Origin of the sequence: Corynebacterium sp. MSK008 (assembly GCF_030232585.1) — a bacterium.
Classification (GTDB): domain Bacteria; phylum Actinomycetota; class Actinomycetes; order Mycobacteriales; family Mycobacteriaceae; genus Corynebacterium.
Map to the genome: position 1 here is coordinate 72,940 of NZ_JASPJX010000012.1, position 13,466 is coordinate 86,405.

Annotated in this window: 13 protein-coding genes and 1 tRNA gene; 3 read left to right on the forward strand and 11 right to left on the reverse strand. The window is 65.8% G+C overall.

Annotated elements, in window-relative coordinates:
- Nucleotides 1-3 precede the first annotated feature (3 nt).
- The 6 genes from QP996_RS10205 to QP996_RS10230 form a co-directional block, all read right to left on the reverse strand.
- The gene (locus QP996_RS10205; protein ID WP_284872518.1) at nucleotides 4-1,314 is read right to left on the reverse strand and encodes an anaerobic C4-dicarboxylate transporter; all 1,311 of its coding nucleotides are present in this window, start codon (nucleotides 1,312-1,314) and stop codon (nucleotides 4-6) included.
- 111 nt (nucleotides 1,315-1,425) lie between these two features.
- Nucleotides 1,426-2,865: an aspartate ammonia-lyase gene (gene aspA, locus QP996_RS10210; RefSeq protein WP_284872519.1), complete on the reverse strand. Its 1,440-nt coding sequence runs from the start codon at nucleotides 2,863-2,865 to the stop codon at nucleotides 1,426-1,428.
- A 54-nt stretch (nucleotides 2,866-2,919) separates the two neighbouring features.
- Nucleotides 2,920-3,588 carry an HAD family hydrolase gene (locus tag QP996_RS10215; RefSeq protein ID WP_284872520.1) on the reverse strand — a complete coding sequence of 223 codons (669 nt, stop codon included), beginning with the start codon at nucleotides 3,586-3,588 and terminating at the stop codon, nucleotides 2,920-2,922.
- Nucleotides 3,581-3,979 carry a hypothetical protein gene (locus QP996_RS10220; RefSeq protein ID WP_284872521.1) on the reverse strand — a complete coding sequence of 133 codons (399 nt, stop codon included), beginning with the start codon at nucleotides 3,977-3,979 and terminating at the stop codon, nucleotides 3,581-3,583. The genes QP996_RS10215 and QP996_RS10220 overlap by 8 nt, the downstream gene beginning before the upstream one ends.
- Before the next feature lie 24 nt (nucleotides 3,980-4,003).
- Nucleotides 4,004-5,218, reverse strand: coding sequence for a cysteine--1-D-myo-inosityl 2-amino-2-deoxy-alpha-D-glucopyranoside ligase (gene mshC, locus QP996_RS10225; RefSeq protein WP_284872522.1), 1,215 nt, complete (start codon nucleotides 5,216-5,218; stop codon nucleotides 4,004-4,006).
- A gap of 16 nt (nucleotides 5,219-5,234) precedes the next feature.
- Entirely contained in the window at nucleotides 5,235-6,080 is an 846-nt protein-coding gene (locus tag QP996_RS10230) for an undecaprenyl-diphosphate phosphatase (protein WP_284872523.1), read from the reverse strand.
- 70 nt (nucleotides 6,081-6,150) lie between these two features.
- Here QP996_RS10230 and QP996_RS10235 point away from each other — a divergent pair, with 70 nt between their 5' ends.
- The gene (locus QP996_RS10235) at nucleotides 6,151-7,203 is read left to right on the forward strand and encodes a YncE family protein (protein WP_284872524.1); all 1,053 of its coding nucleotides are present in this window, start codon (nucleotides 6,151-6,153) and stop codon (nucleotides 7,201-7,203) included.
- Nucleotides 7,204-7,215: 12 nt separating this feature from the next.
- Nucleotides 7,216-8,295, forward strand: a complete 1,080-nt coding sequence (locus QP996_RS10240) for a quinone-dependent dihydroorotate dehydrogenase (protein WP_284872525.1) — start codon at nucleotides 7,216-7,218, stop codon at nucleotides 8,293-8,295.
- Here the strand turns inward: QP996_RS10240 and QP996_RS10245 are convergent.
- The 4 genes from QP996_RS10245 to tetA are packed head-to-tail and all read right to left on the reverse strand — an operon-like array spanning nucleotide 8,292 to nucleotide 12,582.
- Nucleotides 8,292-8,648: a hypothetical protein gene (locus tag QP996_RS10245; protein ID WP_284872526.1), complete on the reverse strand. Its 357-nt coding sequence runs from the start codon at nucleotides 8,646-8,648 to the stop codon at nucleotides 8,292-8,294. The two genes, QP996_RS10240 and QP996_RS10245, sit on opposite strands and share 4 nt — an antisense overlap.
- 10 nt (nucleotides 8,649-8,658) lie before the next feature.
- Nucleotides 8,659-9,192, reverse strand: a complete 534-nt coding sequence (locus QP996_RS10250) for a YbhB/YbcL family Raf kinase inhibitor-like protein (protein WP_284872527.1) — start codon at nucleotides 9,190-9,192, stop codon at nucleotides 8,659-8,661.
- 21 nt (nucleotides 9,193-9,213) lie between these two features.
- Entirely contained in the window at nucleotides 9,214-11,019 is a 1,806-nt protein-coding gene (locus tag QP996_RS10255) for an ABC transporter ATP-binding protein (RefSeq protein ID WP_284872528.1), read from the reverse strand.
- Nucleotides 11,020-12,582, reverse strand: a complete 1,563-nt coding sequence (gene tetA, locus QP996_RS10260) for a tetracycline efflux ABC transporter TetAB subunit A (protein WP_350309516.1) — start codon at nucleotides 12,580-12,582, stop codon at nucleotides 11,020-11,022.
- 108 nt (nucleotides 12,583-12,690) lie between these two features.
- Here tetA and QP996_RS10265 point away from each other — a divergent pair.
- Nucleotides 12,691-12,779: transfer RNA gene (locus QP996_RS10265), tRNA-Leu, on the forward strand.
- Between the two features lie 23 nt (nucleotides 12,780-12,802).
- Here QP996_RS10265 and QP996_RS10270 read toward each other — a convergent pair.
- Nucleotides 12,803-13,466, reverse strand: a 664-nt coding sequence (locus QP996_RS10270) for an integrase core domain-containing protein (protein ID WP_284872529.1), incomplete at its 5' end; no start/stop codon positions are given.

Genomic DNA, 13,466 nt, shown 5'->3' on the forward strand with positions numbered 1-13,466 from the left:
ACCTCACACTACAACGGCACCAATGGCATAACCCAGAATTACGCTGACAAAGATGCACGCCACGCCCGGCACGAGGAACGGGTGGTTAAACACATACTTGCCAATGCGGGTGGAGCCGGTGTCGTCCATCTCTACCGCGGCAAGCAGCGTCGGGTACGTCGGCAGCACGAACAGCGCGGAGACGGCCGGGAAGGCGGCGAGCGCGGTCAGCGGGCTCACGCCAATTGCTAGCGCCGCCGGGATCAGCGCCTTCGCCGTCGCGGCCTGGGAGTACAGAAGCGATGCGGCAACGAAGAGCACGACTGCTAGCAGCCACGGCTTCGCGGTGAGCACGTCGCCTGCGATGTTTTGGATGTCTTCGATGTAGTAGTTGATAAACGTCGTGCCCAGCCAGGCCACGCCGAGCACGCACACGCAGGCGGACATGCCGGAGCGGAACACCTGGGTGTTTAAGATCTCCGCCGCGGTCGTGCGTGTGACCAGCACGATGGTTGCCGCGGCACCGAGCATGATGGCCATGATCGCCTCGTTGCGCGGGATGGTCGGGTCAGCAATGAGGCCCACCTGCTCCGAGATCAGCGTGGCGTAGACCATCACGATCACAATCGCGGCGAGGAAAATGCCCACCGATGCTTTCGCCCCTTGGGGTGCGACGTAGTGCTCGCGGGCAGCTGGCTTTGCCACGAGACCTTCGGCCACCCGCTGGCGGTAGACCGGATCATCCTCCAGCTCCGCACCCGACTTGTTGGCGATCCACGCCATCGGGAAAATCGCGAAGAACGTCGCAGGGATCATCACTGCCAGCAGCTGGAGGTAGCCCACGCCGAGCGGCTCGAGCGCGGAGGCCATGAACACCACCGCGGCGGAAATCGGCGAGGCGACAATAGCCATCTGCGAAGCGATCACGGCCGCCGACAACGGACGCGAGGGCCGCACCTTGCCCTCCTTGGCCACCTCCACAATGACGGGCATGGTGGAAAATGCGGTGTGGCCGGTGCCGGCGAGCACCGTCATCAGCCAGGTGACAATCGGCGCGTAGACCGTGATGCGCTTCGGGTTGCGGCGCAGGAAGCGCTCGGCCAGATCCACTAGGTAGTCCATGCCTCCGGCGAGCTGCATCGCGGAAATCGCGGCGATGACGCACATGATGATGCCGATGACATCGAACGGAATGGCCTCCGCGCTGACCGGCATCCCGGTCGCGCCGAGCAGCAGGACTCCAAGCCCGCCGGCGAAGCCGATGGCGATGGAGCCCATCCGCGCGCCCACCACAATCGCCCCGAGGAGGATGATGATGTGGACGGCAAGTAACACGGCGGGCTCCTTCAGACAGTTATTAGGTCATCCCATTATCTGTCCGAAGGAGCCCGAAATGGAAATGCAGCCAGTGTGATGTTGCCTACGCGGCTGCGTTAAGCGGCGTGCCTATGCGTCGAGGCTCGGCTCGTCGTCGACGTAGAGCTTGCCGCGGTACTCCGGGTGCATGAGGTTTTCCTTGCTCAACAGCTTCTTCAGATCCTCCTCCTCGATAAGGCCCTTCTCCAGCACAAGGTCGTAGACGCTCTTGCCGGTCTCCGCCGCCTCGCGGCCGATCAGGTCGCCGTTGTGGTGGCCGATCACCGGGTTGAGGTAGGTGATGATGCCGATGGAGTTGGTCACGTACGCCTCGCACACCTCCTTGTTGGCGGTGATCCCGGTGATGCACTTCTCACGCAGGGTCTTCGCCGCGTTGGCCAACAGGCGGATGGACTCGAACAGGGACTGGCCGATCACCGGCTCCATCACGTTGAGCTGGAGCTGGCCGGCCTCAGAGGCCATGGAGATGGTCACGTCGTTGCCGAAAACCTTGAAGCAGACCTGGTTGACCACCTCGGGGATGACCGGGTTGACCTTCGCCGGCATGATCGAGGAGCCTGCTTGGCGCTCCGGCAGGTTGATCTCGTTGAGGCCGGCGCGCGGGCCGGAGGACAGCAAGCGCAGGTCGTTGCAGATCTTCGACAGCTTCATCGCGGCGCGCTTGATTGCGCCGTGCATCATCACGTAGCCGCCGGTGTCGGAGGTCGCCTCGATCAGGTCCGGGGACGCCTGGATGTCCAGACCGGTGACCTCGCGCAGCGCGGAGACCACCTGGTCGCGGTAGCCGTTCGGGGTGTTGATGCCGGTGCCGATTGCGGTGGCGCCCAGGTTGACCTCCAGCAGCGAGTCGGCCGCGCTGCTGATGGTGCGCTGCTCCTCGGCAAGGTTGGCGCCGAAGGCGGTGAACTCTTGGCCCAGGGTCATCGGGACGGCGTCCTGAAGCTGGGTGCGGCCCATCTTGATGATGTCGGCGAACTCGTCGCCCTTCGCACGCAGCGCCTTCTGCAGCTCGTCGAGCTCCTCCAGCAGCCCCTGCACGGCGTAGTACACGCCGAGGCGGAAACCGGTCGGGTACGCGTCGTTAGTGGACTGCGACATGTTCACGTCATCGTTCGGGTTGATCACCGAGTAGTCGCCCTTGTCGCGGCCAATCAGCTCGAGCGCGAGATTCGCCACCACCTCGTTGGTGTTCATGTTCAGCGAGGTGCCCGCGCCACCCTGGAAGACGTCGATCGGGAACTGGTCCATGCACACGCCTTCGTCGAGGATCTTGTCGCAGGCCGCCACGATTGCCTCGGACTTGTCCTTGGGCAGGGCGTGCAGGCGGCGGTTGGCGATCGCTGTGGCCTTCTTTACCTGCACCATGCCGCGGATGAACTCCGGCACGTCGTTGACGGTGCTTCCGGAGATCTGGAAATTGTCCTTGGCGCGCTGGGCGTGGATGCCGTAGTAGACGTCGGCGGGGACCTCGGCGGTGCCGAGGAGGTCTTCTTCAGTACGAGTGCTCATGGGCGCCACTATACGTAGCAAGCCACTTCTCGACGGGTACTGCGTACCCCCGATTTATGCCTGTCGAGCTGCAGAAAACCAATCGTCCACGTCACTGGCGCCCGCACCGACAAAGTTGATCGGGTCGAACCTTGTCACACCCACGGGAACCTCCTCGGCTAGCCCCAGCACGGCGCACCCGGCGGCCGCCCCGGCGGACATGCCATGCCAGGAGTCCTCCACCACGAGGCACTCCCCCGGCGCCGCGCCCGCGAGCCGGGCGGCCTCGAGGTACATGTCCGGCGCCGGCTTGGAGTGTGCCACTTCGTCGCCGGTAATGGTGCCGGCGAAAAACTCGCGGCCGATTGCGTCAATGCACGGGTCCGCCACCACCCGCTCCGTGTTGGTGCACACAAACATCGGCGTGCCCCGCCGCGCGAGTGACTCGAGCACGCCACCGATGCCGGGGTTGAGCTCAATACCGCCGGCGAGCAGTTCCGCCATGCGGTCGAACATCCACGTGCGGTAGCGCTCCAGGTCGCCGTCCTGCAGCTCGTAGCCCGCCCACTCGGCCACCACGTTCAAAGTGTTGGGGAAGCTTCCGCCGATGGTTTTGGCCCGCACTTCCGGCGTGAGCGGGCGGCCGAGCAGCTCGCCGAGCTCGAAGGTGGCCTTGCCCCACAGCGGTTCCGTGTCGATGAGGGTGCCGTCCATGTCCCAGAGGACGGCGTGTGGCCTACTCAAGTTCCGGAAGCTCGTTGAGCGCCTCGTCCGTGGCACCGGTCGCGGCCGCCGCCCGGAACACCAGGGTCTCGATGTCGGCTTTTTCCTCCGGCTCGAGCACCGCGTTGGCGTGTTTCTCGTTGAACTCCTCGAGGTTGCCGTAGAACGGCGCCACGACCTTCACCAGCGCGTCGCCCTCAGGGTCATCGCCGATGAGGTCGAGTGCGTCCAGGAACATCTCCAGGAGTTTTTTCAGATCCGGCAGCACCGCCGGGTCGAAGGGCTCTTCCCACAGGTCCTTGTCCTCGTCCTGCAGGTAGGAGCCGGTGGCGAAGGTGGTTAGGTCGTCGATGAATTCGTCTACCTCGGGCTGAAACTGGGCCCGGATCGAGTTGTCGGCAGCTGCGCTCATGCGCCCCATTGTGCGTGAGCCTCGCTAAATGCGCACGCCGAGCAGCCCGTCGAGGGCGGTGGCGATGATCTGGTCGCAGTCGCCGGCCACGCCGTCGAGAAGCGAAAGCGCTTCCGGGGTGTTCAAATCGTCTGCAAGAATCGCGCGCAGCTTACCGACGACATCCGTTGCCTCCGCCTCGCTGACCTCCTCCGAGAGCTGCTCGCGCCAACGCGCAAGCCGCTCCTCTGCCTCGGCGAGGATCGCGTCGGAGAAGTCCCGGTCCTCGCGGTAGTGACCCGAAAAGACGGCCAGGCGGATCGCCGACGGGTCGTGGCCCGCTTCCGAGAGCTTGTGCACGAATACGAGGTTGCCCAGGGACTTCGACATCTTCACCCCGTCGAGCGCGATCATGCCGGCGTGGACGTAGTGGCCAGCCATGCGTTCGACCTCCAGCGCGGCCTCGGCGTGCGCTGCGGAGAACTCGTGGTGCGGAAACGCCAGGTCAGACCCGCCGCCCTGGATGGAGAAGTGACCGCCCAGGCGGTTGGTGGCAATCGCGGAGCACTCGACATGCCAGCCCGGACGGCCTGGGCCGAACGGCGAGTCCCAGGCGGGCTCGCCCTCGCGGTGGCCGCGCCACACCAGCGCATCCAACGGGTCGCGCTTGCCCTCGCGGTCGGGGTCGCCGCCGCGTTCCGCGAAGTATTCCTCCATGGTCGCGCGGTCCAAGTTGGACTCGTAGCCGAACTGCTTGGTGGCCTCGATGGAGGCGTAGATGTCGCCCTGGTCGAGCTCGTAGGCGGCGCCAGCGTCGAGAAGCTGCTGCACCATCGCGATCACCTCGTCTACCGACTCCATCGCGCCGATGTAGTCGCGCGGCGGGATCACGGACAGGATCTCCATGTCGCTGCGGAACAGGTTGGTCTGGCTGGTGCCGAGTTCGCGCCAGTCCACGCCGTCGCGCTCGGCGCGCTCGAACAGCGGGTCGTCCACATCCGTGATGTTCTGCACGTAGTGGACTGTGTGGCCGTTGGCGAGAAGCTGGCGCTGCGCCAGGTCGAAGGTGAGGTAGGTCGCGGCGTGGCCGAGGTGGGTGGAGTCGTACGGCGTGATGCCGCAGACGTACATCCCCACCTCCCCGTTCGCATCCGGGGTGGTGTCTACTTCCTTGACGCGCTGATCGGCGGTGTCGAAGAGCTTCAGCGGCACCGGGGTGCCGGCGACTGCGGGTACGGACGGGTCGGGCCAAGCATGCATGCGGACAACCCTACAACTACGCGGCCATCACGCCAGTGCCGAGCAACGCCATGACGACAAGGCCCAGCGGAATGCGGTAAGCGGCGAACCACGCGAACGAGTGGTCGGACACGAACTTCAGCAGCCAGGCAATTGAGATGTAGCCGACCACAAACCCGATGCCGGAGCCGACGAGCAGCTGCAGCCCGCTCGCCGCCTGGCCCGCCTGGGGGTTGAAGGCGTCAGGCAGGGAGAACAGCCCGGAGGCCAGCACAGCCGGGATGGCCAGCAGGAAGGAGAAACGGGTGGCAACCTCGCGGTCCAGGTTGAGGAACAGGCCGCCGGAGATGGTTCCGCCGGAGCGCGACACACCCGGGATGAGCGCCAGGCACTGCCACAGGCCCATCACAACCGCGTCCTTCATGGTGAGTTCCTCGAAACCGCGGGTCTTCTTGCCGCGGCGCTCGGCCAGGATGAACACCAGGGAGAACAGGATCAGCACGGTGGCGGTGATCCAGAGGTTGCGGAAGTTCTCGCGGATCAAGTCCTTGAGCAGCACACCAGCGATGCCGACCGGGATGGTGCCGGCGATGACCATCCAGCCCATGCGGTAGTCGAAGTTCCTCTTGGACTTGTTCGCTAGGCCAGCGAACCAGGCGGTGAGGATGCGCCAAATGTCTTTGGCAAAGAACACCAGCACGGCCAGCTCAGTGCCCAGCTGGATCACGGCGGTGAAGCTGGCGCCGGCGTCTTCGCCCCAAAACAGCTGGGAGACGATGCGCAGGTGGCCCGAGGAAGACACTGGCAGAAACTCGGTGAGGCCCTGGACGATGGACAGGACGATCACCTGGACCCAGGACATTGTGGTGGCGGGATCAGTCATGGCGAAAGACACTACCCCGCCTACTTAGCCATCGCGGTGCGCGACGGGCGCGTTGCTAGGCTTTGACCTTGTGAATGCTCGTTTGTTTGCCCCCAGTTCCCGCCTCCGCTTTGCCGCAGTTTCCGGTGCCGTCGTGGCTGCCCTGGCGCTGAGCGCCTGCGGCGCGTCTCCCTCCGCCAAGATCGAGGAAGCCGGCGGTGAGGCGGCCGCTAACATGGGCAGCGCTGAGCCGGTGCAGTCCCCGCAGTCGTCGGACCCGGCGGGCGCCGTGGTGGACTTCGAGCCAGTAAGCGATGTGGACGTCACGAACGGCCGCATCGGCGTGCGCACGGAAAACGCGCTGACCATCGGCAATCTCGAGGAGATCCAGCAGGGCAAGGCCGCCCGCCACGAGCTGGACCAATCCTGCGGCGAGGCTTCCGCCAACGCCGGCACTTTCGCGCTCGCCTGCGCCGGCGAGATCAAGCTCTTCGGCGACCGGGAGGAGACTATCGCCACGGATAAGCCGGTCACGGCGGCCACGGTGGCGTCGACAGGCGAGGTGCTCGCAGGCAGCGACTCGGAGCGCAAGATCTGGGTCTTCGACGGCGGCGAGCTCACCGACACCATCGACGTCGCGCGCGAGACCGATCAGCTTGAGGCGGTGCAGGTGGACGGCCAGCGCGACTCGGTGGTGCGCACCAACCGCTTCGACACCACCATCCAGGACATCGACTGGAACGGCTCGCGCCAAGGCGGCACCCTGCGCGTCGGCCTAGGCGTGGGCAAGGTGCGCGGCGGCGAGCACGGCCTGGTGCTGGCCGCCGATTCCACCGGCAACCAGATCCACGTCTACACCACCGACGACATCATCCGCCTCCAGCAGTCCGCGCCCGTGCCGGAAGGACCCTGGGACGCCGCGTGGGATACCGCGCAGCGCCTCGCCTGGGTCAGCTCGCTGGCCAGCAACACCGCCACCGGCTACGACATCTCCCAGGGCATTCCGGTGAAGCGCAAGCACTTCGCCACCGTCGCAGATGCCCAGAGCATCATTACGCTTGACGACGGCACCGTGGTCGCCGCCTCCGCATCCGGCGACGGCATCCAGATCGTCTCCCCCGCCGACCAGACCGAGAGCAACTAGGAGATTCAACCCATGACGCTCTACGACCGCGCACTCAAGCTCATGTTCCTGCTGCCGCCGGAGCGCATCCACGGCATCATCAGCGGCGCCCTGCAGACACTGCACCTGGCCACACCGGTCAACCGTGTGATGGAAAAGGCTGTGCGCGTGCACGACCCGGTGCTGCGCCAGACCGTTTTCGGCGTGGACTTCCCCGCCCCGTTGGGCCTGGCAGCCGGCTTTGACAAGAACGCCGAGGCGATCGACGCTTGGGGCGCGATCGGGTTCGGCTACGCCGAGATGGGCACCGTGACCCCGAAGTCCCAGCCGGGCAACCCCACGCCGCGGCTGTTCCGCCTGCCGGAGGACAAGGCGATTTTGAACCGGATGGGCTTCAACAACAAGGGCGCGCTCACGGTCGCCGACAACCTGCGCGCGCGGCGTTCCCGCGACGTGGTGGGCATCAACATCGGCAAGAACAAGACCACCGAAGATGCCGTGGCGGACTACCGCGCCACCGCGACGCTGCTCGGCGGGCTGGCGGATTACCTGGTGGTCAACGTCTCCTCCCCCAACACCCCAGGTCTGCGCGACCTGCAGGCAGTAGAGGAGCTGCGCCCGATCCTGGAGGTGGTGAAGAAGTCCACCACCACCCCGGTGCTGGTGAAGATCGCGCCAGATCTTTCCGACGAAGACATCGACGCCGTGGCTGACCTCGCCGTGGAGCTGGACCTTGCCGGCATCGTGGCCACCAACACCACCATCTCCCGCGACGGGCTGAAAACTCCCGCCTCCAGGGTGGAGAAGATGGGCGCAGGCGGGATCAGCGGAGCCCCGTTAGAGAAGCGTTCGCTCGAGGTGCTCAAGCACGTTCATGAGCGCGTGGGCGACAAGCTGGTGCTGGTCAGCGTCGGCGGCATTTCCACGCCAGAGCAGGCGTGGGAGCGCATCGCCGCGGGCGCGAGCCTGCTGCAGGGCTACACCCCGTTCATTTACGGCGGGTTGGGCTGGATCCGCGGCATCCACCGCGGGATCGCCGCGCAGATTAAAGTCCACGGCCTGGACTCGATTGAGCAGGCCGTGGGCAGCGGGCTGGAGTGGAAAGCGCTCTAAACGCGCCCTGCTGCGCTGCGGCGCAGCACCACCGCGCACAGCCCGGCGGCGAGCGCCCAGCCGATCAGCCAGAACGGCGTGGTGGCCATGAGTTCGGTGTCGGGCGCGATGAAGCCGAGTCCGATGAGCACCACGGCCGCGAGCAACGCGCCCACCTGGGTGCGCGAGCCTTCCTGCTTGGTGTTGTAAGTGGCGAAGGCGCCGACGATAGCCACCGCAGCGATGACGGAGAGCACCTGCGGAGTAATCGAAAACGCGGCGTCGCCTCGAAGCAGCGCCAGCACGGCGTAGAGCACAAGCACGAGTGCGATGCCCATGAACGCGCCGCCGACGCGAAGTTGCACTGGAACCATTCGGCGAATCTTACTGGTTTTCGTACCAGCCCCAGATAATGGCGCGGCCCAGCGAGTGGAAGTTCAGGTTGAAGCCGAGCTGCGTGGGGTTGGCAATCTCGTCCGCGGGCAGCTCCGTGTCCACCGCGTGCACTGCGAACAGGTAGCGGTGCGGGCCGTGGCCGGCCGGCGGGTTGGCGCCGTAGTAGCCCTTCACGCCACTGTCGCCGGTGAGCACGACCGCGCCAACGCCGAGGTCGTCCTTCGCACCCGCGCTGGCGGGCAGCTCGGTGACGTCAGCCGGGATGTTGAACGCGGACCAGTGCCAGAAACCGGAGGCGGTCGGCGCGTCCGGGTCGAAGCAGGTCACCGCGTAGGTCTTGGTGCCCTCTGGGGCGCCGGACCAGGACAGCTGCGGGCTGGTGGCGTTGTCGCCGGCAAGCGTGTCTGCGAGGCGCTCGCCGTCGACGATGTCCTCGGAGGCGATGTCGAAGGACGGCACGTCCGCAAGCGGGGCGTACGGGTCGGGGCCGGGGAAACGGTCGGAAACATAATTAGCAGTCATGTCTCCATTCCTACCGGAGAGCTAGTGACCGTCGCCACTCCATGCGGCGAAAAGTTGCGCGTATCTCCCGTCGGCGGCGACGAGTTCGGTGTGGGCGCCGTCCTCGATGATGCGCCCGGCGTCCATGACCAAGATCCGGTCCGCGGCCGCCGCCTGGTCCAGACGGTGCGCCACCACCAGCGCCGTGGTGTCCGCGGTAATCCTCGCGGCGGCGTCCTCCAGTGCGTTGGTGGCGTCGCTGCCAGCTTCTGCCGTCGCCTCGTCCAGGATGAGCACCTTTGGGCCTGAGAGCGCCACGCGCGCGAGCGCGAGCTGCTGCTCCACCTCCGGGGGTAGGTCCTCCGCGCCAGCGCCGACGGCGGTGTCCAGCCCTTTCGGGAACAGGCGCGCGAACTGGGTGCCTTCGGGGTCGAGCCCGACGGTTACCAACGCCCGCAATAGGTCCGTGTCGGTGGCTCCCTGTGCTGCCATCGAGAGGTCCTCGCGCAGGGTGCCGGCGAACAGGTGGACGTCCTGGGTGAGTAGGGTGACGTTCTTGGCGGTCCAGATGTCGCTGACCTGCGAGGTATCTACTGCGCCTACCCGGATGTTGCCGGAAGTGGGCTCCACCAGCCCCGCGATGAGCGCGGCGAGCGTGGACTTGCCGGCGCCCGAAGTCCCCACCAGCGCGGTAGTTGTTCCCGCCTTGAGTGTGACGGAGAGGTTGTCCAGCACGTTGGCGCCGCCCGGGTAGGCGAACGAGACGTGCTCGACCGCCACGTCCACAGGCTCGGTCAGGTCCTCCGGCACCGCTGTTGCGTCGCGACCGTCCGCAAGCTTGGCCAGGCTCACCGCGCGGCCCACGGCGGTGGCCGCACCTTGCAGCTCCCCGACGAAGAATAAGGCGTTGAACACCATGACTTCGGCGCGGATCACCATGAACACCGCAGCACTCGCCTGGCCCGGGGTGACAGCGCCCGCCGAGGCGAGCCAGGCACCCACACCGAGGGTGAGCAGCACCCACGCGGCGAAAGCGACCTGTCCGATGCCCATGAGCCGGATGAACCAGGGCACGCGGTCCATTTCCGCCTCCACCGCGCCCCAGGAGGTCCGCCGCATCCGTGCCAACGCCCAGCGCTCCAGGTCGAAGGCGCGCAGCGTGGGCAGACCCCGAACGGTGTCCAGCAGCACCGCGTTGCGACGCGCTTCCGCCACGCTCACCGCGTTGGAGGCGTCCGGGATGGCGCGGACCACCGTGCGGGCGAACGGATAGGTGCAGATGCAGATCAATAGCAGGATCCCGGCGAAGCGGACGTCGATAAGCAAAAGCCCGATAAACGTGATTGGGAAGACGAACACGGTGGTGAGCACGCGCGAGCCGATGGCGGTGATGGTTTGGACGACGTCGTCGATGTCCTTGGTCATGCGTGTGATTACGTTGCCGGTGCCGAGCTCCATCACCCGCGGCACAGGTGCGCGCAGGATCGCGTCGAGACAGCGGCGGCGCAGATCGATGGACGCGCGGGCGACTTTGAGACCCACCACGTAGTTGCCCAGGGCCCGCAGGAACATCTCGACGAGCATGCAGGCCAACGCCAGACCTACGGTCCACACGAACGCGCGCGTGCCGGTGCCCAGCAGCGGCACCTCGCCTCCGGTGAGCGGGTCGACGCTGCGCCCGAACAGGTTCGACTGCGTGGTGTACACGGCGACGATGAGCGCCTGGATGAGCAGCAGACCCGCCCACCAGCGTCTGTCCAGCGCGTTGGGCAGCGCCGAGAGGTACGCGAAGGTCTCCTTCACACTTGCGGGTGCGACCGCGTCTGTGCGTGCGTAATCGCGCTCCATCTACGCCACCTCCAGCGCGGTTCCGGCGTGCTGCCACGCCGCGTTTCCGGTGATGACCACGGTGGTTTTGTCCGCCCTGAGCGCGGCGACGGCCGCCACGACGTCCGCCTGGGTCACGGAATCGAGCCCCGTGGTTGGGTCGTCCAGGATGAGCACGTCCGGGTCGGCGGCGAGTGCCCTGGCGAGCGCGACGCGCTGACGCTGCCCGCCGGAGAGGTTCAGGCCGGCCTCCCCAAGCGGCGCGTCCGGCAACTCGCCGTTTTCGCCTATGCCGCCGAGCCTGCGGAGAATGTCCTGGCAGTGGGCGGCGGCGAGCGCTTGTTTCACCGCTTCTTCCGGCACATCCCCGCGCGGATTCACGTTGTCCGCGATGGTGCCCTCAAACACGTTGACGGTGTGCGGCGGGAACAGCACGTCGCCGCGCTGCGCCCACGCGGCGGCTGTGGCGTAGGAGCGCTCCGCCGGCTCGAGGATCCACAGCCCCGCGCCTGGGACCGGGGTGTCTGTCGGCTCAGGCCCCGCGGTGTCGTCGCCCGCGTGGTGCAACTGCTCAATTCGCTGACCGCTCGCGACGGCCCTGCCCCACCCGCTGGCTAAATCGCCGAACGCGAAGCCCGCCATGTTCAACGCCGGCGGCACCAACAGTGCAACGGACGTCAGCTGTCCCGGGGTGATCTCCCCGCGCAGCGTCATCCACGCGCTGAAGCCCACGATGGCAAGGTTGCACAGCCACGCCACGCAGAACCTGGCAAAACCCAGCCACACCTCCACACGTAGGTGAGTGAGCATCAACTGCTTCGCCTTCGCCGTTTCCGAGTGAAAACGTGTTGCCACGGTTGCGCCCGCGCCGAGGCCTTTGACGGTGCGGATGCCTTGCGACGCATCCGTGGCCAAGCCAGCAACATCAGCCTCTGCGGCGCGGCGCTTCAGCGACACCCGCGTCACCGGCCCCGCGGTCCACGCGGCGAACAGAGCGATGATTAACGCGCTCGCCGGGATGGCCAGCGAGATCCACGGGGAGACCGACCACATCGCCACCATCGCGCCGGCCGCGTAGCCGATGGCCATCAGCGGAAACGACAGCAGCTCACGGTAGCGACCGACGGTGTTCGCGTCCGCGTCGATGGTGTTGAGCACCGTGCCGGGGCTCATCGCTCCCGCTCCGCGGCGCAGCACGCCCGAGGACAGGTGCTGCTGCGCGTTGTGGGTCACGCGGCGCACCGAGGCTGTGGCCAGGCCGTCGCCGGTGGCCTCGCCGATGAACTGGATGATGAAGATGCCGACCAGCACCGCGAAGAGCCACCACGTGTTGAACTTTTCTTCCCCCACCAGGCCGTCCACGATCATGCCCACCACTACCGGCACAAAGGCGGCGATGCCGGAGCCGATGAGGTAGCTCAGAATGTGCAGCACCAGCACACCCGGATATGCGCCAACCATGTCCCTGACCACTCGGTTTCCGCTACTCCAGCGCGCCGGATGGAGCCGTTTCGGATCGTCCGCTGGTGGCGCGGGCGGGACGAACCAGCTGTACGTCTTCATTCTGCGCGGCGGTGGCATCATTCTGGAAAATCTAGCAAATTTTCAGGGTTGTACTGGCGATTTGGCGGTTCAATCGCCCCGCCCTATAGTTATGCGAGTGCCCAGCCGAGAGGCTGAGAAACACCCTAAGCCCGGGTGGCGGAATGGCAGACGCGCTAGCTTGAGGTGCTAGTGTCCTATTAACGGACGTGGGGGTTCAAGTCCCCCTCCGGGCACCATGTGTTGTCTCGAGACATCGTTCCTACGGTGTCTCGAGATTTTTTGTTTTTGATGTGCCCCGGGGTGGGGTGATTTCGTTATCTTTTTGGTTGTAGTAGATCTTTTCGTCGGTGAGTGTGTAGCCGGCGATTTGTGCCCCAGTGCTGATGAGTTTGATGTCGACGTGGTTGTCGACGCAGATCATGGTGATGGCCTCGCCGCCCCATCGGCGGCCGATGTAGAGGCGGCGTAGTTTGCCGCGCCATCGCAGTGTGGTTTTGCCGTTGGTGGTGACTTTGTCTGTGCGTAGGCGGAAGTCGTGGCTGTTTTGGATTGGCTTTGGTTTGGCTTTAGGCAGTGCGTTGTAGGCCTCTGCTGGGGTGATTCGGTCGAGTGCTCGGTGTGGGCGTTTGTGGTTGTAGTAGTCGATGATGTCGTCGAGCTGGGTGTTGAGCTCATCGATGCTGGCAGCGGCGGGTTTGGGGGCGAGTGCGATTTTGAGTGTTTGGTGGAAGCGTTCGACTTTGCCTTGGGTTTGTGGGTGATATGGTTTGCCGTTTTTCTGGGTGATCCCGATGTCGATGAGGAGTTGTTCGAAGCCGTTTCGTGAGGGATTTTTCCGGTCTGAGCGGTTGCGTCCCTTAGTGTGGTGTAACGCTTGCTGATGGTGGGCCCTGGAAAATGCAGGGGCGGCCACCGCCAGTAAC